Origin of the sequence: Tenacibaculum sp. Mcav3-52 (assembly GCF_022347665.1) — a bacterium.
Lineage (GTDB): Bacteria > Bacteroidota > Bacteroidia > Flavobacteriales > Flavobacteriaceae > Polaribacter > Polaribacter mesophilus.
Genome location: NZ_JAKRGE010000002.1, coordinates 20,492 through 45,115, shown reverse-complemented (window position 1 = coordinate 45,115; position 24,624 = coordinate 20,492). Strand labels below are relative to the sequence as shown.

Annotated in this window: 26 protein-coding genes; 14 read left to right on the top strand and 12 right to left on the bottom strand. The window is 28.6% G+C overall.

What is annotated here, in order from left to right; translation table 11 throughout:
* The first annotated feature begins 27 nt into the window (after positions 1-27).
* Complete coding sequence (locus MHM83_RS06205) at positions 28-1,050, top strand: threonine aldolase family protein (protein WP_239178853.1); 1,023 nt, start codon at positions 28-30, stop codon at positions 1,048-1,050.
* Here the strand turns inward: MHM83_RS06205 and MHM83_RS06200 are convergent.
* From MHM83_RS06200 to MHM83_RS06190, 3 genes are all read right to left on the bottom strand, one after another.
* Positions 1,047-1,532 carry a hypothetical protein gene (locus MHM83_RS06200; protein WP_073183242.1) on the bottom strand — a complete coding sequence of 162 codons (486 nt, stop codon included), beginning with the start codon at positions 1,530-1,532 and terminating at the stop codon, positions 1,047-1,049. The two genes, MHM83_RS06205 and MHM83_RS06200, sit on opposite strands and share 4 nt — an antisense overlap.
* Before the next feature lie 79 nt (positions 1,533-1,611).
* On the bottom strand, positions 1,612-2,220 hold the full coding sequence (locus MHM83_RS06195; RefSeq protein WP_173360849.1) for a hypothetical protein: 609 nt from the start codon (positions 2,218-2,220) through the stop codon (positions 1,612-1,614).
* A 5-nt stretch (positions 2,221-2,225) separates the two neighbouring features.
* Positions 2,226-2,720, bottom strand: coding sequence for an RNA polymerase sigma factor (locus tag MHM83_RS06190; protein WP_173360850.1), 495 nt, complete (start codon positions 2,718-2,720; stop codon positions 2,226-2,228).
* A gap of 152 nt (positions 2,721-2,872) precedes the next feature.
* Between MHM83_RS06190 and MHM83_RS06185 the strand changes: the two genes are divergently transcribed.
* The 7 genes from MHM83_RS06185 to MHM83_RS06155 are packed head-to-tail and all read left to right on the top strand — an operon-like array spanning position 2,873 to position 6,678.
* On the top strand, positions 2,873-3,289 hold the full coding sequence (locus MHM83_RS06185; protein ID WP_239178851.1) for a DUF2141 domain-containing protein: 417 nt from the start codon (positions 2,873-2,875) through the stop codon (positions 3,287-3,289).
* A gap of 40 nt (positions 3,290-3,329) precedes the next feature.
* Positions 3,330-4,682 (top strand): 2TM domain-containing protein, encoded by a 1,353-nt coding sequence (locus MHM83_RS06180; protein ID WP_047789636.1) that lies wholly within the window; start codon positions 3,330-3,332, stop codon positions 4,680-4,682.
* Between the two features lie 5 nt (positions 4,683-4,687).
* Positions 4,688-4,984, top strand: coding sequence for a 2TM domain-containing protein (locus MHM83_RS06175; RefSeq protein ID WP_047789637.1), 297 nt, complete (start codon positions 4,688-4,690; stop codon positions 4,982-4,984).
* A complete protein-coding gene (locus MHM83_RS06170; RefSeq protein WP_047789638.1) occupies positions 4,974-5,261 on the top strand; it encodes a 2TM domain-containing protein in 288 nt (95 codons plus the stop codon). The genes MHM83_RS06175 and MHM83_RS06170 overlap by 11 nt, the downstream gene beginning before the upstream one ends.
* A gap of 1 nt (position 5,262) precedes the next feature.
* Positions 5,263-5,604, top strand: a complete 342-nt coding sequence (locus tag MHM83_RS06165; RefSeq protein WP_239178849.1) for a 2TM domain-containing protein — start codon at positions 5,263-5,265, stop codon at positions 5,602-5,604.
* Positions 5,588-5,896 carry a 2TM domain-containing protein gene (locus MHM83_RS06160; RefSeq protein ID WP_239178846.1) on the top strand — a complete coding sequence of 103 codons (309 nt, stop codon included), beginning with the start codon at positions 5,588-5,590 and terminating at the stop codon, positions 5,894-5,896. The genes MHM83_RS06165 and MHM83_RS06160 overlap by 17 nt, the downstream gene beginning before the upstream one ends.
* Positions 5,897-5,922: 26 nt before the next feature.
* Positions 5,923-6,678, top strand: a complete 756-nt coding sequence (locus tag MHM83_RS06155; protein ID WP_239178844.1) for a LytR/AlgR family response regulator transcription factor — start codon at positions 5,923-5,925, stop codon at positions 6,676-6,678.
* Here MHM83_RS06155 and MHM83_RS06150 read toward each other — a convergent pair.
* Positions 6,668-7,183 (bottom strand): flavodoxin family protein, encoded by a 516-nt coding sequence (locus MHM83_RS06150; protein WP_159490682.1) that lies wholly within the window; start codon positions 7,181-7,183, stop codon positions 6,668-6,670. The two genes, MHM83_RS06155 and MHM83_RS06150, sit on opposite strands and share 11 nt — an antisense overlap.
* A gap of 140 nt (positions 7,184-7,323) precedes the next feature.
* On the opposite strand from MHM83_RS06150, the gene MHM83_RS06145 reads away from it, so the two are divergent.
* The 4 genes from MHM83_RS06145 (at position 7,324) to MHM83_RS06130 (ending at position 12,632) form a co-directional block, all read left to right on the top strand.
* Complete coding sequence (locus MHM83_RS06145; RefSeq protein ID WP_125067923.1) at positions 7,324-8,178, top strand: PPK2 family polyphosphate kinase; 855 nt, start codon at positions 7,324-7,326, stop codon at positions 8,176-8,178.
* Between the two features lie 67 nt (positions 8,179-8,245).
* On the top strand, positions 8,246-9,073 hold the full coding sequence (locus MHM83_RS06140; protein ID WP_125067922.1) for a 3'-5' exonuclease: 828 nt from the start codon (positions 8,246-8,248) through the stop codon (positions 9,071-9,073).
* Positions 9,074-9,146: 73 nt separating this feature from the next.
* The gene (locus MHM83_RS06135; RefSeq protein ID WP_239178842.1) at positions 9,147-9,632 is read left to right on the top strand and encodes an ABC transporter ATPase; all 486 of its coding nucleotides are present in this window, start codon (positions 9,147-9,149) and stop codon (positions 9,630-9,632) included.
* A 69-nt stretch (positions 9,633-9,701) separates the two neighbouring features.
* Positions 9,702-12,632, top strand: coding sequence for a glycoside hydrolase family 3 N-terminal domain-containing protein (locus tag MHM83_RS06130; RefSeq protein ID WP_239178840.1), 2,931 nt, complete (start codon positions 9,702-9,704; stop codon positions 12,630-12,632).
* Here MHM83_RS06130 and MHM83_RS06125 read toward each other — a convergent pair.
* The 7 genes from MHM83_RS06125 to MHM83_RS06095 all read right to left on the bottom strand — a co-directional run bounded on the left by MHM83_RS06125 (position 12,613) and on the right by MHM83_RS06095 (position 19,999).
* Positions 12,613-13,659: a 1-acyl-sn-glycerol-3-phosphate acyltransferase gene (locus tag MHM83_RS06125; RefSeq protein ID WP_239178838.1), complete on the bottom strand. Its 1,047-nt coding sequence runs from the start codon at positions 13,657-13,659 to the stop codon at positions 12,613-12,615. The genes MHM83_RS06130 and MHM83_RS06125 overlap by 20 nt on opposite strands.
* A 3-nt stretch (positions 13,660-13,662) precedes the next feature.
* Complete coding sequence (locus MHM83_RS06120; RefSeq protein WP_239178836.1) at positions 13,663-14,574, bottom strand: bile acid:sodium symporter family protein; 912 nt, start codon at positions 14,572-14,574, stop codon at positions 13,663-13,665.
* On the bottom strand, positions 14,558-15,199 hold the full coding sequence (locus MHM83_RS06115) for a DUF4159 domain-containing protein (RefSeq protein WP_239178834.1): 642 nt from the start codon (positions 15,197-15,199) through the stop codon (positions 14,558-14,560). The genes MHM83_RS06120 and MHM83_RS06115 overlap by 17 nt, the downstream gene beginning before the upstream one ends.
* 393 nt (positions 15,200-15,592) lie before the next feature.
* The gene (locus tag MHM83_RS06110) at positions 15,593-16,663 is read right to left on the bottom strand and encodes a helix-turn-helix domain-containing protein (protein ID WP_167714041.1); all 1,071 of its coding nucleotides are present in this window, start codon (positions 16,661-16,663) and stop codon (positions 15,593-15,595) included.
* A 145-nt stretch (positions 16,664-16,808) separates the two neighbouring features.
* Positions 16,809-17,519 carry a 16S rRNA (uracil(1498)-N(3))-methyltransferase gene (locus MHM83_RS06105; RefSeq protein ID WP_047789653.1) on the bottom strand — a complete coding sequence of 237 codons (711 nt, stop codon included), beginning with the start codon at positions 17,517-17,519 and terminating at the stop codon, positions 16,809-16,811.
* Positions 17,519-18,637: a GTP cyclohydrolase gene (locus MHM83_RS06100; RefSeq protein ID WP_239178832.1), complete on the bottom strand. Its 1,119-nt coding sequence runs from the start codon at positions 18,635-18,637 to the stop codon at positions 17,519-17,521. Before MHM83_RS06100 ends, MHM83_RS06105 begins: the two co-directional genes overlap by 1 nt.
* 18 nt (positions 18,638-18,655) lie before the next feature.
* Positions 18,656-19,999, bottom strand: coding sequence for a transporter (locus tag MHM83_RS06095; RefSeq protein ID WP_239178830.1), 1,344 nt, complete (start codon positions 19,997-19,999; stop codon positions 18,656-18,658).
* Between the two features lie 139 nt (positions 20,000-20,138).
* Here MHM83_RS06095 and MHM83_RS06090 point away from each other — a divergent pair, with 139 nt between their 5' ends.
* The gene (locus MHM83_RS06090; RefSeq protein WP_239178828.1) at positions 20,139-20,420 is read left to right on the top strand and encodes a DUF4834 family protein; all 282 of its coding nucleotides are present in this window, start codon (positions 20,139-20,141) and stop codon (positions 20,418-20,420) included.
* 2 nt (positions 20,421-20,422) lie between these two features.
* Complete coding sequence (locus MHM83_RS06085) at positions 20,423-22,816, top strand: YfhO family protein (protein ID WP_239178826.1); 2,394 nt, start codon at positions 20,423-20,425, stop codon at positions 22,814-22,816.
* On the opposite strand, the gene MHM83_RS06080 is transcribed toward MHM83_RS06085, so the two are convergent.
* Positions 22,813-24,501, bottom strand: a complete 1,689-nt coding sequence (locus MHM83_RS06080; protein WP_239178824.1) for a helix-turn-helix domain-containing protein — start codon at positions 24,499-24,501, stop codon at positions 22,813-22,815. The genes MHM83_RS06085 and MHM83_RS06080 overlap by 4 nt on opposite strands.
* Between the last annotated feature and the right edge of the window lie 123 nt (positions 24,502-24,624).

Below are 24,624 nucleotides of genomic sequence, written 5' to 3'. Positions count from 1 at the left end.
AATACATTTTATAAATCGTAGTTAGAAATGGAAATAAACTTAATAAGTGATACTGTAACTAAGCCAACTCAAGGAATGTTGGAAGCAATGATGAGTGCAAAGGTAGGAGATGATGTTTTTAAGGCAGATCCAACAGTGAATTTGTTACAAGAAAAGGTAGCTGATATGTTTGGAATGGAAGCTGCGTTATTTTTTCCTTCGGGAACCATGGCAAATCAAACAGCGATAAAGATTCATACACAACCAGGAGACAGAATGTTTTGCGATAAATGGGCACATGTATATAACTATGAAGGTGGAGGAGCTGCGTTTAATGCAGGGGTTACTTCTTGTTTAATTGATGGGGGTAGAGGAATGTTTACAGCGAATCAGTTAGCAAGTGTGGTAGGAGGAAGAAATGATATTCATACACCTTATAGTAGATTAGTTTGTGTTGAAAATACAACAAACAAAGGAGGTGGTGCCTGCTGGGACTTTGAAGAATTACAAAAGATTCAAAAAGTAGCTAAAGCCAATGATTTGGCGTATCATTTAGATGGAGCACGTTTATTTAATGCTTTGGTGGCAAAAAAAGAAACCCCAAAACAATATGGAGAGTTATTTGATACGATTTCAATTTGTTTATCAAAAGGATTGGGAGCTCCTGTTGGATCTGTTTTGTTGGGAACTAAAGAACATATAGAAAAAGCGTTACGTGTACGAAAGTTGTTTGGTGGTGGAATGAGACAAGCTGGTTTTTTAGCAGCTGCTGGGATTTATGCTTTGGATAATCAAGTAGAGCGTTTAGCAGAAGATCATCAAAAAGCAAAAGAAATAGGTAAGGTATTAGAAAGTTGTTCGTATGTGAAAAAGGTAGAACTTATTGAAACGAATATTGTTATTTTTTATGTAGAAGATTCAATAAATCCAGATGATTTTATGAAAAAGATGGCAGAAAGAGGTATATTACTAATTTCTATGGGGGAAGGAAAAATACGAATAGTAACTCATTTAGATTATACAAATGAGATGCATGAAAAATTATTACAAGAATTAAGAGAGTTTTTTTAAAAGAAAACTCTTACGATAGGAGAGAAAGCAGAAGCGTATACACTTTTGCTTTCTTCATACAAAACATCGTATTGTACGCCTAAAGAAACAACACCTATTCTGTAAGAAGCTCCAATATTTAAAGCAGGGTAATTATATTTTTTAGAAGTACCATTAATGTTTGTATTGACATACATTTGCTGTAAATCGGCAGAAAATTCAATTTCTCTAATAGGTCTATATAAAGTAATTATTTTAGGAGTGATTATATTAGAACTTAAACCTTCGTTTTTATTGTACACATAACCAATTCCTAAGCCTATAGAAAAAGATTCATTAAAATCATAAACAGCAGCTGGAGATATAGCAAGAGTTGTGTTATTTGAACCAAAGCCAAAGCTAGCATCCCCTCCAAAACGAAGATTTTTCCAAAAACTATGTTCTTGAGTAAAAGCAAAAACAGAATAAAAAAGGAAAACAGCTATAATAAATACTTTTTTCATAAGTAATGAATTAATATGGCTAATATAGTGAATGCTAACTATATAACGTTAATAAAAGTTTATGAAAAAACAGTTCTTTTTAATTTAAGTCTTCAAGTTTAGCAAGCTCTTTATAGTTTTTATTTAACTTTCTTAGTAAAATTCCATACAATAGCTGATAAAAACACCATAAAACTATAAGCATAATTATTAACATTATTACTGTAACAATAATTGAAATTAAAACTTGCTTAGAGTTAAATTCTGGGTGAGCTTTTAGTGATGCAATTGCAACTATAATTCCAAAAGTAAATACATATAACAAGTTAAATATAACGTAGTACTTTACAGTTTTTCTTGTTTTAATAATTTTTGTCATTAAAGTTTTAGTAGAGTCTACAACAGAAATGCTTTTATAATTAAGGTAGAATTTAATCAAGAAATAGAGTAGTACAGGGTATATGATAAATTGAGAATAAATCATAAAGTTATATAAACCAAGTTTTTTATATTCTTTATAAGCTTCTTCCATGTCAAAAATAAAATAGAAAGAATTCAAGAAAATAAACTCTAAAATCCCAATAATAAAAATCCACTTTACTATTGATGATGACTTGGAATGCGCCATTCTATAAATGTCGATTTTAGAAACTTTATTTGTTTCTTCAGACTGGTTTCCCCAAGCTTTTTTATATTTATCTAAATCCATTTAAATTATGGGTTTAATATCTTTTTTAATTTATCTTTTGCTCTGTTCATTTTAACTCGAGCATTTACTTGACTAATACCTAAGGTTTCAGAAATTTCTTTATAGGGCTTGTCTTCTAGGTATAAAAAAATTAGCGCTTTATCAATATCATTTAGTTTACGAATAGCACCATATAAGGCTTTTAATTGTATTTCTTCAGTGTCGTCATATTCTTCTGCTTTAATTTTAAAAGAATATTCTGTAAAGTCTTGTGTTTTTATACTTCTTGTTGATTTTCTATATAAAGAAATAGCAGTATTTAATGCTACTCGATACATCCAAGTACTAAATTTTGCATCTCCTCTAAATTTACCATAGTTTTTCCATAACTGAATGGTGATTTCTTGAAACAAATCGTTATGTGCATTTTGATTGGTTGTATAAATCCTACATACCTTATGCACAATGTTTTGATTGGCTTCGAAATCAGTTAAAAATCTATTTTCTAATTCTTTTTTCACTAAGTTTAGTAGAGTTGTTATGTTATAAGTAGCTCAAAAATACAAATTGTTACAACTCATCCTAAAAATAATACAATTCAGTGTGTTTTTATTTTAGAGATAAAGCATCTTATGAATATTTGTGTCATAATTAACCGTAAAAAATAAATAAAATGAAACTTGTAATCCATATTGTTATTACAGTCGTCTTGTTTACAATTGAAACAATTTCAGCTCAAGACAAAACAATTGCAACGACAGTTGTAAATGTCACTTCAGATAAAGGAAAAATAAAATTTGCCTTATATACTAAAGAGAACTTTAGAAAAGAACCACTACAGGCAAAAGAATCAGTAATAATAAAGGGAAAAAGTACTGTAATTTTTGAAAAAGTACCAGAAGGAGAATATGCTATTATTTGTTTTCATGACGCAAACAATAATAATAAGATGGATTTTGAACCTAATGGAATGCCAATAGAAGACTATGGAGTATCAAACAATAAATTATCACGTTTTGGACCGCCTGTGTTTGACGAAGCAAAGTTTTTGGTTAAAGATAAAAATGTATCTTTCGATATTAAATTTTAGAATGAAGAGGGTAAACCTTTAAATATAATAAGCATAAAGAATGAAAACACCAGTAAAAAAAACATTTAATAGTTTGAAAAATGATATTTGGATTTGCTTAAAGCTTACAATTATTTTTGGTGTTGTTTTTACTATAATAAATCAGGCTTTTACATTAAAAGAAGCTGGATTAGTGTTTTTGTTTTCAGGAATGTATTCTTTTGTTCTGGGGTTAGGTAATGGAATTATTAATGGTTATTTAAGTAAAAAGTGGGATTGGGTTTTGCAAACCAATCAAAGAGTTTGGGCAGGAATCATAGCAACAATAAGCTATACAACTGTAGCTGTATTATTAATCCATTACGTACAGTACTTTGTAATTTTTAATAATAATATAGATAACTTCTTTAATGGACGATTTTTATGGATGCATTTATTTGCAATCATATTATCGTTAGCGATAGCCGTTTTTTTTCATGCCAAAGATTTTATGGTAAACTGGAAAGCGTCTGTAAAAGAAGAAACAACACAGCATGAAATAGTAGCTAAAACAGAAACAGCAAAATTTGAAACATTAAAGAATCAAATAGACCCCCATTTTTTGTTTAATAGTTTAAATGTACTAACCTCTTTAATTAGCGAAAATCCAAAACAAGCAGAGAAGTTTACAACAAAACTATCAAAAGTATATCGCTATGTACTGGAGCAACGAAATAAAGAACTAGTACCAATTCAAGAAGAATTACAATTTGCTAAAACCTATATGGAATTATTGCAAATGCGTTTTGAGGAAGCAGTAAAGTTTACAATACCTGAAGAAGTAGGTAACTCAAATTTAAAAATAGTTCCTCTATCTCTTCAATTATTATTAGAAAACGCAGTAAAACACAATGTAGTTTCTTCAAATAAACCCTTAGAAATAAACATTTTTGAAGAAGAAGGTTTTTTAAAGATTCAAAACAACGTTAATCCGAAAGAGGCTATAGGAAAAAGTACAAAAGTAGGATTAAGAAATATAGCAGATCGTTACGGTTTAATAACCGATAGAAATATTCAAATAATTAATAATAATAAAATATTCACAGTGTGTTTACCGCTGTTAATTAATATAAAAGATAGTATCATGGATACAAAAAGTTTAGAAAACAGTAATTATGTAAAAGCAGTAGAAAAGGTAGAAAAACTAAAAGAGTTTTATCAAAACTTAGTTTCGTATTGTATAGTTATTCCTTTTTTAATATTTATAAACCTCAAAACATATTCAAAGTTTCAATGGTTTTGGTTTCCTATGATAGGTTGGGGGATAGGATTAATTTTTCATTATTTAGAAGTAAATAATTATAATTTATTCTTAGGTAAAAATTGGGAAGAACGCAAGATTAAGGAGTTAATGAATGATGATAAAAAATTATAAATGAGATGGAAAAAGAATACACAACAGCTTACAAATATGCAAAAGCAAAAAAGAGAGTAGAGAAAATCAAAGGGTTTTACATTCATCTTATAGTCACTGTATTAATCATTCCAGTTTTAATTTTTATAAACTTAAAGTTTGTGCCAAGTTATCATTGGTTTTATTATCCAATAATAGGAATGTTAATTGGAGTTTTTTTTCATTGGTTGGGCATTTTTGGAATAGAAAAAATAGGCTTAGGAAAAGATTGGGAAGAACGTAAGATTAAAGAATTTTTAGAAAACAATAACAATGGAAGGTAATTATAGAGAAGAAAAAAAGTATTTAGAGGCTAAAAAGAAAGTAAAACAAGTAAAAGGGTTCTATGCTCATGCTTTAGTAAATATCATTTCAGTGATTATTATTGTTTTAGTGAATTTAAAATTCTCACCTTATTATCACTGGTTTTGGTTTCCTGTTATAGGAATAGTACTAGTTACTTTTATTCATTGGATGCTAGTTTTTGGTGTTAATATTTTAGGGCTTGGAAAAGATTGGGAGGAGAAGAAGATAAAGGAATACCTAAATAAAAAGGATTAGTATGGAAAATGATTATAAAGAAGGACATAAATATTTACTAGCCAAAAAAAGAGTAGAAAAAATAAAAGGATTTTATTGGCATTTAGCAGCATATATAATTGTGAATATATTCATTTCAGTTGTAATTATTATGGGGTTGATGAATGAAGACAAGTTAACTTTTATCAAAGCAATAAGCAATTTTGGTGTATATGCTACTTGGCTTTTTTGGGGGATTGGAGTTTTTTTTCATTGGTTAGGAGTATTTGGAACCAATATTTTTTTTAATAAAGATTGGGAACAACGCAAAATACAAGAGTATCTAGATGAACTAAAAAAGAGAGAAAATGGAAACTATAAATAGAGAACAACAATATTTAAGAGCTCAAAAAAGAGTAGATGAAATTAAAAAGTTCTACAAACATTTAGTGTTTTACATACTAATAAACTTAATTTTTATAGGAAGAAGAATATATAAAGATATTGTTTATGGAAACGAATCAGTAATGGAAGCTTTTTTAGATGTAAACAACTATAATTTGTTCTTTTGGTGGGGAGTTATAGTATTTTTACACGGATTTAATGTTTTTTCTAAAGGAAAACTTTTTTCTAAAAAATGGGAAGAGCGAAAGATTAAAGAATACATGAACAAGTAATTGCTAAAAATAGACCAAACCAAACTATGAATGTTATAATTATTGAAGATGAAAAGCCAGCTGCAAGACGGTTAAGTAGAATGTTAGCTGAATTAGATATAAAAGTTCAACAAATGTTGCACTCAGTAGAAGAATCGATTAACTGGTTTCAAAACAATTCTCATCCTGATTTAATTTTTTTAGATATTCAACTTTCAGATGGATTATCATTCGAAATTTTTGAAGAAGTAACTGTGAAATCAGCTATCATTTTTACAACGGCTTATGATGAGTATGCATTAAAAGCATTCAAGTTAAATTCTATAGACTATTTGTTAAAACCAATAGATGAAGATGAGTTAACAATAGCAGTAAATAAATTTAAAGAGCATCAACCTATACAAAGTAATATACAGGTTAATATAGATGACATTCGTAAGTTGTTGATTAACCCAGTTGATAGAAAATATAAAAAGCGATTTACTATAAAAGTGGGACAGCACTTAAAAATTATCAATACAGAAGATATTGAATGTTTTTACTCAGAAAATAAAGCAACTTACATACATACAAATGCTAATAGAAATTATTTAATAGATAACTCTTTAGAATATTGGCAAGAAGAGTTAGACCCCGAGCAATTTTTTAGGGTAAATAGAACATTTATAGTACACATAAATGCCATAAAAGATATTGTTTCTTATACCAACTCACGCTTACAATTAAAGTTGCAATCTTACGATGATACTGAAATAATTGTAAGCAGAGAGCGAGTTAAAGATTTTAAGTGCTTTATTGAGTAAGTATTTTTCTAAAAGAATCAATTTTAACTTTAGCTTCAGGATGTATATTATTTCCGTCTTCAGTAAACCAAGCATGAGTACTACCAAAGTAGTTCATGCCTAAATATTTTGCACTTTCAATAAAAGGCATTTCAAAGCCATCTCTAAGATCGTTGTCACCAGAATTACTAATCATAGCCATATTTTTACCTCGTAACTGTCTTCCTAAATCTTTTTTATAATGTAACAAGTCTGACAATCTATCAAAAAATATTTTTAGCGTAGCACTCATACTATACCAATATACAGGGGTGGCAAATATTAGTGTATCGTATTTACTAACAATTTCTTCTATAAGAGGGATAAAATCATCATCAGAATTGCTAAAATCATATTCAAATACACCAATTTTTTTTATTTTTAAATCGATAAAATCAAAAGACTCATTGCTGTTGAGGTAATTAACCACTTTGTTTGTGTTTCCTACACTTTTAGAACTTGCTTGTATAATAACTGTTTTATTCATTCTGTCATTTATTTGGAAGTAAAGCTCAAAAAAATAAATAAAAGAATATCTTGGATTTAATTGTAATATTTGATAATAACCAAGAAAAAATCAATAGAAGAAGTCTATATTTTTGTACTTTTATGCTATAAAAAAAGCGGATGAACACAAATGCCTACATATTTTCTAAAAAAAGAAAGTTAAATGAATTTTCTACTAAAGAAGTTGTTGATAATGCTAAGAAGAAGCTGAAAAAATCAAGAAAAAAAATTAGTGATTTACAAGACACAATGTACGCAGAAGGTAAGTATAGTGTTTTATTGTGTTTACAAGGAATGGATACAGCCGGTAAAGATAGTTTAATTCGAGAAGTTTTTAAAGATGTTAATGCACGTGGAGTAGTAGTGCATAGCTTTAAAGTACCAACAGAATTAGAATTAAAACATGATTTTTTATGGCGTCATTATATAGCCTTGCCTGCTAAAGGAAAAATAGGAGTTTTTAATCGTACACATTATGAGAATGTTTTGGTAACAAGAGTGCATCCAGAGTATGTTTTTGCCGAAAATATTCCCACAGTAAATAACGTTGATGATTTAAATGATACTTTTTATCATGATAGAATGGAGCGTATTAATCAGTTTGAAAGGCATATATCTGAAAACGGAACAATTATTTTAAAGTTTTTTTTAAATATATCTAAAGAAGAACAGAAAAACAGGTTATTACGTAGGTTAAATATTCCAGAAAAAAACTGGAAATTTTCTGCGGGTGATTTAAAAGAACGAAAGTTATGGGATAAATATCAAGAGTGTTATGAAGATATGTTGTTGAGAACATCAACAAATTATGCTCCTTGGTATGTAATACCTGCAGATGATAAAACTACAGCACGTTACATTGTAGCAAAAACATTAGAAAAAGAATTAGAAAAATATAATTTTAAAGAGCCTACACTTCCAAAGAAAGTGTTAGACCAAATAGATGAATTTAAAAAAGAATTAACGAACGAATAATATATAGAAAAGACAATAATAGATATATGTAAAGTAAATAGAATATTGTCTTTAAGCACTACAAAAAATGAATTTAAATTTAACAAAACCAATCGTATTTTTTGATTTAGAAACAACAGGAATAAACATTGCTAAAGATAGAGTAGTTGAGATATCTATTTTAAAAGTGTTTCCTAATGGAAATAAAGAAAGTAAAACATGGTTGGTAAACCCAGAAATAGAAATACCCAAAGAAGCTTCAGAAATTCACGGAATTACAAACGAAAAAGTAGTTACTGAGCCAACTTTTAAAGAATTAGCACCGCAAATTAATGAGTTAATAGGTGATGCAGATTTAGCAGGATTTAACTCTAATCGATTTGATATTCCTTTATTAGCAGAAGAGCTGCTGCGAGCAGGAATTGATTTTAATATGAATAATAGAAAAGCAGTTGATGTACAAACTATTTTTCATAAAAAAGAACAGCGAACACTAAGTGCTGGATATCAATTTTATTGTGGAAAAGAGTTAGTAGGAGCGCATGGAGCAGAAGCGGATACAAAGGCAACCTATGAAATTTTATTAGCACAGGTTGAAAAATATGAAGATTTAGAAAACTCAGTAGAAGCATTGAGTGAATTTTCAACCCACGGAAAAAGAGCAGATTTTGCAGGGTTTATTTTATTTAATGATAAAGATCAAGAAATTTTTTCTTTTGGAAAGTATAAGGGAAGAACTGTTGAAGAAGTATTTAAAGAAAACCCAGGATACAATGCTTGGATTCAGAATGCTGATTTTCCTTTGTACACAAAAAAGGTTTTAAAAGAAATAAAAGAACGAATGTCGGCACCGAAAGATACGATGACTGATGAAGAAAAGCTACAAGCTTTACAACAAAAGTTTAATTTAAGGTAATCTTTAACATTTATTTTTAGTAATTATCTTAGTTGTTCTTTAATTTAGATATTACGAAAACAAATACAAGAAAATGTTTACAGAATATAAAAAACTACCTCAAAACTCAAGAGTTTGGGTGTATCAATCAGATAGAGAATTTACACAAGAAGAAATAGAATTAATCAGTGCAAAAGCATTGCTTTTTATTGATAATTGGACGCGTCATGGAGACGACTTAAAAGGATCATTTACTATTAAGTATAATCAATTTTTGGTATTGGGTGTAGATGAGAATTTTAATAATGTTTCAGGATGTTCAATAGATGCTTCTGTACGTTTTATTCAAGAGTTAGAAAAGGAGCTAGAACTGGATTTAATGGATAAAATGAATGTTTCTTTTAAAGATGGAGATAATATTAATATCGTAAAGCTCCCGGAGTTTCAAAATTTTGCCAAAGAACAAAAAATAACCGCTAAAACGGTTGTTTTTAATAATATGGTAAATACTAAAGAAGATTTTGAAACAAAATGGGAAGTGCCAGCAAACCAGAGTTGGCATGCACGATTTTTGGTATAACTATTGATTTTATAAAAAAAGATGTTAAAGCCTTACATGTTTTTTGTAAGGCTTGTTAAGGGATAATATATGAAAAGAAAAGTATTAACATTACTAACGTTTGTTTTTATACAAATAATTCAAGCCCAAGTCCAAGGAGTAAACCCTTTATTGGCAAAAGATTCTATAACACAAAATGTATGGATAGATAGTATCATGAAAACTATGTCTGTTGATGAAAAAATAGGACAGTTGTTTATGATACAAGCATATTCAAATAAAGATAAAAAACACGAAGATTTTATTTCTAATATGGTTACAAAATACCATGTAGGAAATATTATTTTTATGCAAGGAACACCTGATAAACAAGTAGTTTTAAACAATAAATATCAAGAATTAGCAAAAATACCTTTAATGGTTGGTTTTGATGGCGAATGGGGCTTGGATATGCGTTTGAAAAACACGTATCGTTTTCCTTGGAACATGACATTAGGGGCTATTCAGGACACGGTTTTACTTCAGGAAGTGGGTAAAAGAATTGGAGAACACTGTAAACGAGTTGGAATTCATATAAATTTTGCTCCAGTTGTAGATATAAACACTAATCCTGATAACCCAATTATAGGAAACCGTTCTTTTGGAGAAGATAAAGAAAATGTAGCAGAAAAATCAATAGCATTTACCAAAGGAATGCAAGAGGTAGGAGTGTTAGCGAATGCAAAACACTTTCCAGGACACGGAGATACGGAAGCAGATTCTCACCACACGTTACCAACAATTAATTTTAGTAAAGAACGACTAGATTCAATAGAGTTATATCCATTCAAAAAAATATTTAAAGCAGGTGTAGGAAGTGTAATGACAGCGCACTTGAGTATTCCAGCTCTAGAAACGAATCCAAAATTACCATCATCATTATCAAAAAGTATTGTAACCAATCTGTTACAAAATCAGTTAGGCTTTAAAGGGTTGATTATCACGGATGGATTGAATATGAAAGGAGCTGCAAATTATTCAACACCAGCAGAAATAGACTTAGCAGCAATTTTGGCAGGAAACGATATGTTGTTGATTCCTCAAGATGTCCCTGAATCAATTAGGTTTATTAAGAAAGCCCTATTGGAAGGAAAATTAACAGAAGAGCGATTAAATCATTCAGTTAAAAAGATTTTAAAGGCAAAATACTTAGTAGAGTTAAACAAGTATAAGCCTATTACTACAGGAAATGTTGTAAAAGATATAAATACCCCTTATGATGAGGTTTTACATCGTAAATTGATAAAAAACGCTATTACAGTTCTAAAAAATGAAGGAGGAATTTTACCAATTAACAACCTTAAGGATAAAAAAGTAGCTTACATTTCTTTAGGAAGTGATACTGGATCAGATTTCTATGAAATGCTTAAAAACTATACGAAAGTAGATAAGGTTTCTGATAAGCATTTAAGTGTATTGAACAAGAAGTTAGAAAAGTACAATCTTATAGTTATAGGTTTTCATAAATCAAATAAAAACCCTTGGAAAGGTTACAAGTTTTCTAATAAAGACCTTGTATGGTTACAAGAAATAGCAAGGAACCATAAAGTTATTTTAGATGTTTTTGCTAGTCCGTATAGTCTACTTCAAGTTCCTTCTTTTACTAACATAGAAGGAGTTGTAATGTCATATCAAAATAGTAAGTTAGCTCAAGAGCTATCAGCGCAAGCCCTTTTTGGAGCTTTTAATTTAAAAGGAAAGTTGCCAGTATCTATAAAAAATGAGTTTAAAGCAGGGGATGGATTATTGGTAGATGGGTTGGATGTGTTACAATACACAATTCCTGAAGAAGCTGGAGTTTCTTCAGAAAAACTTTCAATTATTGATAAAAGAATTGATACAATTTTACAAGAAAAGATGGCTCCAGGTGGACAAATTTTAGTAGCCAAAGATGGAAAAGTAATTTATAATAAAAGTTTTGGTTATCATACCTTAGCAAAAAATAAACCAGTTAGGAATTCAGATATTTACGATTTAGCTTCTTTAACTAAAATTTTAGCTTCGTTACCCATGATAATGAAAGCAGAAGAAGAAAGAAAAATTAGTTTATTTTCAAACTTGGGAGATGTATTACCAAGGTATAGTAAATCGAATAAAGACACTTTGTTATTAAAAGAAGTATTATCCCATTATGGACGTTTACGTGCTTGGATTCCATTTTATTTGCATACTAAAGACAGTGTAACAGGAAAAAATTCTACACAGTTTTATAGAAAAAACCGAACTTCAAGGTTTAGTATAAAAGTAGCAAGAAATTTATACTTAGCTAAAGAATATAAAGATTCAATTTATAAACAAATAGTTGATTCTGAACAACGAAAAAGAGTAGGATATAAGTATAGTGATTTAGGCTACTATATTTTTAAAGAAATTATAGAAAGAAAATATAAAAGACCTTTAAATAAACTGGTTGAAGAACAGTTTTATCAACCTATTGGGGCAGATAGAATGACATACTTACCTTTAAATAAGTTTACTAAAGATGAAATTGTACCCACAGAAAGAGACAATTATTTTAGACATCAATTAGTTCATGGTTATGTTCACGACATGGGAGCAGCTATGTTAGGTGGAGTAGGAGGGCATGCAGGGTTGTTTGCAAATGCAAATGATGTAGCTAAAATTATGCAAATGTTTTTACAGGATGGATCTTATGGAGGAAAGAAGTACTTAGAGCCAGAAACAGTGCATAAGTTTAATAAACGCTATTATGAAAACAAAAGAGTACGTAGAGGGTTAGGTTTTGATAAACCACAATTAAACCCCAAAGTAAAAGCAACTTGTGGCTGTGTTTCGGATGTGAGTTTTGGACATAGTGGTTTTACTGGAACGTATACTTGGGCAGACCCAGCAACAGGTGTCGTGTATGTGTTTTTATCAAACAGAATTTATCCAACAATGAGAAATTATGGTTTAGTAAAAAGTAATATACGTACCAAAATTCAACAAGATATTCAAGATGCTATTTTGATGGTGGAGTAGGTGATAATTTGGTATATAAAAGAATAAGTAAAAAGGAAGTGAAAAAGTAGATTAAAGCTATTTTCCAACCCCAAAATATAGATATTATCCAACTTTGTATACAATAAAAGGAAGGAAATAAAATAGCGTTTACACCAAATCTAAAGGTATCTATAAACTCTATTTCATCGATTTTTCTACTTAAAAATTTCCAAATTGAATATGGAACTAAACTATTTAAAACAATTAAAAAGAATAAAGGGAGAGCGTAGTTAATACTACGCTTTTTTTGTACAAGTACCTTTTTATTTCTTACAATACTGTTTATTTCATCAATTTTAGTAAAATCTACTTGAGCATTATTTAAATTAGCTAAGGTAGTTTCATAACTTTCATTTTGTTCTATATGAACAGATAAGTTTTCTAATTGATTTGAAACAAGCTCTTTTATGTGTTTTACAGATTTATTTATGTTTTGTTTGTCGTAATAATCGTTAGCCAAAATTGGAGAACCAAAATGGATAGCAGTTTTTGAAGGGTAGCTAGATACGTTTTGATATGTAATTCCTACTGGAATAATATTTATTCGAGTGTCAGGGAAATTATCTAAAGTTTTAAAAATAATTCTTGTAAAGCCTTTACTAAGTGGTCTAATAGCTCTGTCTTTTTTGTGTGTTCCTTCAGGAAAGATTAGTAAAGTTTTATTATTCTTTAAAAGGAGTTGACATTTATTAAAAATTTCTTCATTCTTACTAAGTTGTTGTACACCGTCTCTAATACGATAAATAGGCATCATTCCAAGCGAGTTGAAAAACTTAGCAATAATAGGGTTGTTAAATACAGCTGCACGCACTAAAAAGTTTATTCTCCTTTTTATATGTGTAGCTATAAGTATAGGGTCAATTAAGCCATTTGGGTGATTAGCTGTAAAGATTACGGCTTCTTTTTTGGGAATATGCTCACTTCCAATAATCGTTGTCTTTTTAGAGTAAAAGAATAAGCCAGTTTTTACAAAAGCTTTAAAAAAGTAGTACAACAGTGTTTTCATGTATTATTTATTTCTTCCCCAGTAAGTAGCTAACATTATTCCTGAAAAAATATCCCAAACACCCCAAAACGCAGCAAGAAGGGCCATTCCTCCTAGGCCATCAAAAAAACTAAAAATAAGTAGTAACCCTAAACCACCATTTTGTATTCCTGTTTCCATAGAAATAGTTTTAGAGTCCTTTTTATTTAATTTAAAAGATTTAGCAGTTACATAACCTATAATAAACGCATAAATATTATGAAATATTACAAGAAATAAAACTAGATGTATATAGTCTTTAAAAACATCAGCGTTATCATAAAGGGCTATTACAATTAATAAAAGGAAAAAGAAAATAGAAAATGGACGTAAAAGTTTATTGATTTTTTTAGCCATTTCATGATGATAGTGATTAACTAACATTCCTAAAACTATCGGAATTCCTAAAATAAGAAGGACAAGTTTAAAAAGTTCAAAAGGGTTTAAGGAAACACTTTTTAAAATTTCGTTAGTAGGCCCGTATAAACTACCCCATAATTGTAAGTTTAACGGGGTCATTACTAAACAAATTATCGTTGAAAATGCTGTTAAACTAACAGATAATGCAGCGTTGCCTTTTGCCATTTTACTAAAAAAGTTAGAAACATTTCCTCCAGGGCAAGCAGCAATCATAATCATGCCTAAAGCAAAACTAGGGTATGGGTTAATAATATTGATAAGGATAAAGGTTAAAAAAGGAAGTAAAATAAACTGAGATAATAATCCGACAAATAATATTTTAGGTTCATTAATAAGTCTTTTAAAATCCTCTACCTTCATATCTAAAGCAATACCAAACATAATGATAGCTAGAGCAACATTAAGTATCCATAAAGCTTCAGTATCAAAATTAATCTTAATACTATCAATTTGTAAAGTGTTAATGTTTAAAGGCATATTCTATTATGTTGGCTCCCATTTGTAGAGCTTTTGTTCTAGTTTCTTTTGGATTGTTATGTACGGCAGCATCTTCCCATCCATCACTTAAATCACTTTCGTAATCATAAAAAACTATAAGTTTACCTTCATAGAACAAACCAAAACCTTGAGGAGGTTTTTTATCATGTTCGTGAATTTTTGGCAAGCCTTTAGGAAAGGAAAAAGTTTGATGATAAATAGGGTGATTGCTGGGAATTTCTTGAAGTTGTAATTCAGGAAAAACTTTTTTTAATTCTCTTCGTATGTATTTATCAAGACCATAATTATCTGATACATGTAAAAAGCCTCCTGAAATAAGATAACTTCTTAGTATTGAAATTTCATTATTTGTAAATAAAATATTACCATGTCCGGTTATGAAAACTATTGGGTAGTCAAAGATAGTTTCGTCGTCTAGCGTAATGTTTTGTATGTTTTTGTCAATCTGGGTTTTCGTGTTTTGATTAGTGAATTTTACAAGGTTAGGTAAAGCTGTAGGATTTGCATACCAATCACCACCTCCTTTATATTGTATAACAGCTATTTCTTGAGAAAAAATATTTTGACTTAATAGAAAAATAAAAAGCAGGGTGAGGTTTTTCATGAATTAACTTGAATTTAAAAGCAATATAGTAAAACAACAATAAAAAAACACTAATAAATTTGTTATCGCCTTCTTTTCTTTAAAAAAATAATTCTTTTGAATATGAAAGCTAATTAATAAAGTATTATGTAGTTCTTAAATAAAAAAAAACACCAATAATAAATATTGATGTTTTTAAGCTATAGCTTCCTCTTCTTCGTAATTGAGAAATAAATTACACCTCAATAAATTTTTTAGAAATTTCACATTATAAATTGAAAACCCCTTCAACTATTTTCAATTACTAATTTTTTAATTTCTCATCACAAATATAGCTTAAGAGTAAAATATAAGGGTTCGAAAACGTCCATTTTGGATGTTTTCGAACTGTCTTTTTATAAAAAGATTATAAAATTAATTTAAAACAATTACAGATAAGTTTTTAAATTGAACAGGTGTATAACCTGTATGCTTTTTAAAAACGGTATAAAACGTAGATTTAGAGTTGAATCCAGATTCCAAGCCTATTGAAGTTATTGTATAGTCAGCATAATCAGAATCAACTAAAAGAGTCTTAGCAAAATTTACTCTCATTTCATTTAAGTAATCAGTAAAAGACTTTTTAGCAACACTATTTATAATAAGAGAAAGAGTACTAGAACTTAGTTTAGTATCTTTTGATAAGTCTTGTAAAGTATATTTATTTAATAAATATTTCTTTTTTGATCTAATAAATTGGTCTATTTCATTAAACTGTTCTTGTTGTTTGTCTATTTGGTTTTGAGAAAAACATTTATTTGTGTTTAAATTAATTAAATCTATACCAAAGTCATCATTTAAATCAATTAAAAGAGATTCTCTAATTTTTTTACGCTCTTTTAATACACGAATTTGTCTTAAACCTTGATAACCTAACCAGTAAATTAAAACAGTAGTGTAAACTCTTAAAGGGTAATAAGAGAATAAGAAACCGGTAAAGTTCATTTTTACTTTAATAATTAAGGCTAAAATCCAAAGAGCATATCCAATTGAAGTTAAAATAAAAAAAGTATAAATCCATCTAAGATTATCAAACGATAAAATTTTAGGAAAGAGCTTTTCTTTCTTATATAAAATATAAAATGAATAAAAAAAAATACTTAACGAAGTAGTTAAGCTAAATATTTCCTCGATGGAGGTATACCGTTCATAAGTATAATTTAAATACTCTCTTGAAGCAGAATCACTGTAATATAGAACAAAGCTAATTTGGCTAATTATAAGAATAAAAAAAATAGGAATAATTAATTTTAATATTTTGTACGACTTTTCAGCAAGGTTTAGGTAGTGAATTAAAAACATATACAAAAAAGGCATTGCTAAAAAATGCCAAGGTATTTGTACATAATCTAAAGCAAACTTATGCTGAAATAATTCTTTTTCTAAAACCCAAGATTGAATATTGTTTAGAGAAATTGCCAAAATTAAAAGGTTTAAGTATATCATACTTTTTTCTCGTCCATTTTTAGAACAAAAAAGTATTATACTAAAAGCAAAACCATGAATGGCACTAATTAACAAAAAGAGATTAAAAAAATCTGCTGTAGTCAAAATAAAACACTTTAAAAGAGCTAAATATACGAAAAATGAATTATTGATGTAAATAGGATATGCTTTGAACTACATTTAAGCCTGCGGTTTCTGTTCTAAGTCTATTCTTTCCTAAAGAAATAGGGATGAATTTCTTGTTTAATGACTCTTGTATTTCTTCAGGAGAAAAATCACCTTCGGGTCCAATAAGCACTGTATATTTTGATGTTAGAGAAGCAACGTTTTTTAAAAACTTTTTTTCAGTGTCATTTTCACAATGAGCAATAAAAATTTCTTCTGAAAAATCATTTTTTATGAAGTCAGAAAAATTTATTGGAGGGTTAAGTTTAGGCAATGTAAATTGTAGTGATTGTTTCATTGCAGATTGTATAATTCTTTCTAAACGGTCAACTTTTACAACTTTTCTTTCTGAGTTTTTACAAATAATAGGGGTTATTTCATCAATACCAATTTCTGTAGCTTTTTCTAAAAACCATTCTAAGCGATCGTTGTTTTTCGTAGGTGCTATAGCTACGTGTAAATAATAATCTCTTGTACTAGGTTTTTCTTCGTATTTAATAATTTTGGCAATACACTTTTTATCATTTCCAATAATTATTTCAGCAAAAAATAGGATACCATTTCCATTGGTGATATGCAATATATCTCCTTCTTTTTTCCGCAAAACACGAATTATATGACGACTTTCATCTTTGTTGAAAGTAATTTCTTTTGAAGTGATTAATAAATCCGGATTATAAAAAAGTTGCATTATAAATCGAGTTTGTATGTTCTTCTTCTTTTGTGAATTTTAGGACTAAAATCTTTCCAAATTTGATGAATTGCATGATTTTCTTCAAGTTCAGGGGTTCTAATACAGTTTTGAATTCCTTTAGCCAAAAATATAGGATGAAATTGCTCAAAAATAATGGCTGTAACTCCTTTGTTTTGATATTCGGGATCAACTCCAATTAAATAAAAAGTAACATCTTTAGAGTTTTTTCTTGCATTCAACAAGTGGAAAATTCCGAAAGGAAAAAGTTTTCCTTTTGCTTTTTGTAAAGCTTTAGAAAAAGAAGGCATAACAATAGCAAATGCGACTAGTTTATGATTTTCGTCAACAACAAATTTTATATACTCAGGGTTTATAAAGCTTATATATTTCTTTTTAAAATAAGCTATTTGAGCATCTGAAATAGGCACATAAGTTGATAGTTTGGAATATGTTTTACTAAACAAGTTAAACATTTCATCAACATAAGGCATAATTTTATCTGTAGAAGTAAAGTTTAAAGGAGTTAAGTTGTATCTCCTTTGAATTATATTACTAGCCTTTCTATATTTCTTAATATCAACGTTACTGAAAGAGAATATACTTTCGATGTATTCTTTTTCTTTTGTAAACCCTAAATACTCTAGGTGTTTCGCATAATAAGGATGATTGTACCATGTAATCATAGTTCCAATGTGGTCAAACCCTTCAATAAGAACTCCTGTTTTATCTAAATTATTAAAACCAACAGGACCTTCTATGTATTCTAAGTTATTTTCGCGACCTATTTCAGCAACTTTATTTAGTAAAGCTTTAGATACTTCAATATTATCAATAACATCAAACCAGCCAAAACGTATTTTTTTTATATGCTGCTTTTCTACTTCATAAGAATTGATAATAGCTACAACTCTACCAACTATTTCATTGTTTTTTAATGCTAAGAAAAAACGAGCTTTGGCATGTTCAAAAACAGGATTTTTATTTTTGTCAAAGCTTTCAATTTCATCCTTAATAATAGGAGGAACCCAGTACTTATTGTTTTTATAAAGAGAAAAAGGAAACTTAACAAACTGTTTCATTCCCTTTTTGGTAGTTATTTCTTTAATTTGAATCATTTTACAAATTTAAGGCTTTTAATTATCCTCCTTTTCTTTTTCCTTTTCTTTCTCTTGTTGTTCTTCTTTTTTAATTTCTTCTTCTAGCTTTTTTATTTCTTTTTCAAGCTTTAAACGTTCTTTTTCTTTACGCTTAGCCTCTTTTTCTTCTTCTTTTTTAATTTGTTTCTCAAGTTTTAAGCGTTCTTTTTCTTTGCGTTTCGCTTCTTTTTCGGCTTTTTTCTTAGCTTTTTTAGCAGCTTTTCTTTCTTCTTTAGCTGTTTTTTTCTTTTGTTTTTTATCTTCTTTAACAATCATATCAACCAAAGATCCTTGGCGCTCTCTCTTAGGTTTTTCGTTTAAAAGCTCTCCATTACCTGAGTCATTATCTAAATCAACTTTTCTCTTCTCTTTTTTAGAAAATAGTTTTCCTACTTTACTAAACATTCGACCAAAGAAATTTCTGTTTTCGTCATATTTAACAGGTTTTTCTTCTTCAATCTTATTTCCAAATTCATCTATTTCAACAAAATCGTCTTTATGTCTATTAAGTCTGTATGATACTCCTAAAGAACTATATATACCAATTTCATCTTGTTGTAAGTTTGCCCTTAAAGAAGCATTGAACTGTAAGTTTTCACTAAAAAGATAGGCGGCACCTGCTCCTATATTAGTTTTTTTCTCATATTCTTCAAAAATACCTTGTATTTCAGCAAAACCAGACCAATAATCATTAAAGTTATAGGTACCCGTTACTATGTAAGAAAGTTGAGAAAAATCAGTTCCAATATAATCATAATGTAGGTTAGTGATTACATTTAATTTGTCAGAAAATTCATTTTGTAATAAAATACCAACTTTAGGACTAAACCCACCTCTTTCGTGGTAATCAGTTAAAAAACTTCCAATATTTATACCAGCAGAAACACCAATGTGTGGTATCCACCTTTTCCAGTCGAAAGAATGTCTTTTTTTCCAACTTCTTATTTCTTTGCTCTTATCATCATATTTAGGAGCATAAATCAGATATTTTGCACCTAGACTAAATTGACTTAACCCTGTTTTATTATATGATGACTCAAAAATGTTTTTAAATGCTATTTTATCTCTTTGTAAAGAAGTATTAAAGTTTACTTCTAATTTTTCAGAAATAAAGCTGGTTCTAAAAAACAAGTTTAATCCTAAGGCTTCAGGATTGCTAAAAGTTGGTGTAGCATTCATTTTTCTATAAAAAATACTTGTTTCGAACTGATAAACACCCGAGCCAACACTATAAGGGCTTTCAGAAAAACCTGGCTTATTTGAATTTATAACAGGTGTATATTGCGCGTTAGTAGTTAGAATAGAGCAAAAAACAAAAAGGATAAGAAGTTTCTTAATCATATAATAAATCCAAATTTTCAGGTTGTACAAACATACGTAAAAATACAATTACCTATATAATATAAGTTTTGTAAACTCTTAACGCTTCCTTTTGCTTCAAATTGTTATTTTTGATTGATTTTTTTATTTTAAGAAAAAGATGACATATTTAAATGAAGCTGGACCTGTGAATTTTTTAAAAACCATATTAATTATTCTGTTAGTTTATTACGTTATTAAGTTTTTAGCGAAACTTTTTGGACCATACTTAATAAAAAAAGCAGTAGACAAAGTACAAAAGAAAGCTGCACAACAGTATAGAAACCAACAACAAGCATCTGATGTTGAAGTAGGAAAAACTGTTATTGATAAAAAGCCAAGTAATTCTAAAGAAAGTAATAATTCTGTTGGCGAGTACGTTGACTATGAAGAAATAGACTAACCATGAACTTAAAGAAATTTTTACCGTTTGCAATAGCAATTATTGTTTTTGCAATAGCATCTGTATTGTATTTTAACCCGGTTTTAAGCGGAAAACAAATTAAACAAAGTGACATTACTCAGTTTATAGGAATGTCAAAAGATGTAAAAGAATATAGAGCTGAAAAAGGAGAAGAGCCTTATTGGTTAGATAATGCTTTTAGTGGAATGCCAGCATATCAGGTAAGTGCTTATTATCCGAATGACTTTGTACGTTATGTTGATAAAGTTATTCGCTTTTTACCTAGACCTGCGGATTATCTTTTCTTATATTTTTTAAGTTTTTTCTTATTATTAACTGCCTTAAAAGTAGATTGGAAGCTGGCTATTTTAGGAAGTTTGTCCTTTGGGTTTTCTACTTATCTGATAATTATTTTTGGAGCAGGACACAATGCGAAAGCACATGCTATAGGTTATATGCCAATGGTGATTGCAGGAGTAATTTATATTTTTAGAAAACGATATTTATTTGGGTTTATTTTAACGGCTTTAGCAATGGCTTTAGAAGTTTATTCAAATCATCCACAGATGACTTATTATTTAGGGTTTTGTTTGTTGATTTTGGTAATTGTTGAAGGTGTTGAAGCTTTTAAATCGAGAACATTACCTGTGTTTTTTAAACAATCAGCTATTTTGGTTGCAGCAATGTTAATTGGTATTGGAGCTAATTCTACTAGGTTGTTAGCAATGAAAGAGTATGCTGATTATAGTACGAGAGGAAAATCAGAACTAACAATTAACCCTGATGGAACATCAAAAGAAAAGTCTACTGGGTTAGATAAGGAGTATATAACTGAATATAGCTATGGAATAGCCGAAACATTTAACTTGATGATTCCTCGTTTTATGGGAGGAGGAACAGTTGAAGAGTTGGAAGAAGACTCAAACTTTTATCAAGTTTTAGAGCAAAATGCTGGTAAAAGTGTAGCAAAAGAGTATTCTAGTCAAGTGTTGACTTATTGGGGGAAACAACCTATTGTTGAAGCACCAGCTTATATTGGTGTGATAGTTTTTTTCTTATTCTTTTTAGGAATTTTTCTAGTAAAAGGACGATTAAAATATTGGCTGGTTGCAGCTACCATTTTTTCGATCGTATTAAGTTGGGGTAAAAACTTTTCTATAATAACTGATTTCTTTATTGACTATATACCTTTATATAATAAATTTAGAGCAGTATCGTCTATTCAAGTAATAGCAGAATTATGTGTTCCTTTGTTAGGAATTCTGGCATTAAAAGAATTTTTCTCTTCTGAGAATTCTTCCGAAGAAAAAGAAAATGCAGTAAAGAAAGCTTTTTACATTGTTGGAGGAATTTCTTTGCTATTCTTACTGTTTGGATCTAGTTTGTTCGCTTTTGAAGGATTACGTGATGCACAATATCAGCAACTTCCAGAGTTAATTGATGCTTTAATTGCAGATAGAAAATCAATGTTATTTAACGATAGTTTACGTTCTCTTTTATTGGTTTTAGTTGTTGCAGGAATGTTGTGGTTTTATTTGAAAGGAAAATTGAAGCAAGTACCTATGTTAATTGTATTGGGAGGATTGATAATTTTTGATTTGGTCTCAATAGATGCTAACTATGTTAATAAGGAAGATTTTACTTCAGCTAGAAGAGTACAAAAACCATTTACAGCAACAAAAGCTGATACAGAAATTTTAAAAGATAAAGGGCATTACAGAGTTGTTAATTTTAGCGTAAGTCCTATGCAAGATGGTAGAACTTCTTATTTCCACAATTCGATAGGAGGATACCATGCTGCCAAAATGAAACGTTATCAAGAATTGTTTGATTATCAAATAGCTAAAAATAATATGGAAGTGCTAAATATGTTAAATACTAAGTACTTTATTATTAGCGATGAACAATTTCAAGAGAATCCAGAAGCTAATGGGAATGCATGGTTTGTAAACTCATTAAAAAAAGTATCTTCAGCTAATGAAGAAATTATAGCATTAGATAGTTTGAATACTAAATCAGAAGCGGTTATAAACTCAAACGAGTTTAATCTAAAAGCCGATGTGTTTCAAAAAGATTCAATTGCTACCATTAATCTTGTGAAGAAAGATCTTACTGAATTGATATACGAAGCAAGTACAACTTCAGAACAATTTGCTGTATTTTCTGAAATCTATTACAAAGATGGATGGAACGCTTATATTGATGGAGAAAGTGTGCCATATTATAGAGTAAACTATGTTTTAAGAGGAATAGAAGTTCCTGCAGGAAAACATAAAATAACTTTTAAATATGAGCCTTCAGTAATTAAAACAGGAAGTTCATTGTCTTTAATTTGTTATGCTTTACTCCTTATAATACCTATTGGTTGGTTTGTTATAAAAAAGAAGAAGAACTAATTTTCAAGGTCTTTTAAAAATACAGAAGGGGTTACACCAATATGTTTTTTAAACGCTCTTGTAAAAGCAGATGCGTTGGTATAACCTATTTCTTCAGCAATGGCTTGAATGGAATATTTTCTAAAGTTTTTGTCTGTCTTTAATTTATGTACTACATAGTTAATTTTAAGCTTAGTACAGTATTGTTTAAAAGACTCTTCGTAATACTTATTAAAAACAAAAGAAATATAAGTAGTATTGGTATTTAATTTTTCAGCAATGTAGTTAACTGAAAAATCAGGTTTTAAAAAATCTAAACTATTAGCAATATTCCTAAATTCATTAAGAATTTTAGCTTCTAAGATTTCATCAATATTGTATTCTTTTTTTTCTATTTCTGTCGTTTTATTGTTGCTTATTACAGATATAAGTTTCTTCTTCTTATCTTTTTCTTTTTTAAATAAATAAAAAGTAATAACGAAAAAAGTTAATAATAAAATAATAAAAGAAATAATGAGGTTACGCTGTTTTTCTGCTTCTCTTTGTTCTATAGTTTTTTTAAGCTTTTGAGCTTGAGCAAAATTATTGTTGTAAAAAAGATTGAAAGTTTTGTCTTTAGTATCTTTTGTTAAATGATGTTGTTCTAAAGTAAGTTTAGAGTACTTGTAAGCGCTATCCAGTTTATTTAAATTATTATATTCTTTTGAGAGAATGTCGTAAATAGTAATAAGTTTACTCCTTTCACATTTTTTATAATTCATTAATAATTTATTAGAATGGTAAATAGCGGAATCAGAATTTTTTAAGTTGTGAAAACAAATGGCTTTTAGGTAATATTCTTTGTTAAAATAAGAATAACCATTACTTATATTTTTATAATTATTAATTAAATCAATAGCTTTAGAAAATTCTTTTTTAGCCATTAAAACTTTAGTTTTTCTTAAGTAATAATATATTTTAGAGTCTTTATGTTGAGGAGTAAATTGTTGTGTTAATTTATAAGCTTTGTCAAAGTAATAGTCAGCAGAATCCAGGAGAATGGTATTTGGGTTTTTATTGTTAATTAAAATATATGTGTTTCCAAGGCAATTAAAAGAGTTAGCTTTCCATTGAAGAAAAAAATTGTTTTTTTGAAAATCTTTAAGAACAGTTTTTTTTGATTCCGAAATAGCTTTTAGTAGTATACTTTTAGCTTTTTCTTGCATGTTAAGTTTATTTTTTATTACAGCTTTACTAAGAACAAGTCCCAATTTATTTCTAATCCATTTTTGATCTTTTATAGGATGATTAATTATTTCTTTTTCATACTTAATAAGTATAGAGTAAGCTTCTTCGTACTTTTCTTGATTTTTTTTTATCCAAAAAAGCCTATTTAAAGAAGCAATTTTTCTATCAATAAGGCAAGTCAAGTTATTATTTTGGAGTAAAGAATCAATTTGTGTTATTACCTTATTAGAAGAAGTTGCAGCTTCATCGTATCTTTTTAATCTATAAAGTCCATAAATTTTATCAGTAGCAGCTTCTATTTTTGTACAAATATTGTTAGAATTTTCTAACTTATCACAATAAAAGAACAAGCTATCAGTATTAATGTTTTTATAAAAGTCAATCTTACTTCGGTTTATAGAATCTAAATATATTGTTTGTGATACTGTATTTAATGAAAAAAATAAAGTAATTAATGTTATAAGTATAAACCTAATCATTAGAATAGTTTAAGTAATTAAGAATTCTTTTTCTCAAATAACCTCATAAAAAGCTCTCAAATATACATTAATTTAACTGTGCTTTTTATAAAATACGGGATATAATATTTTATTTTTAAATAA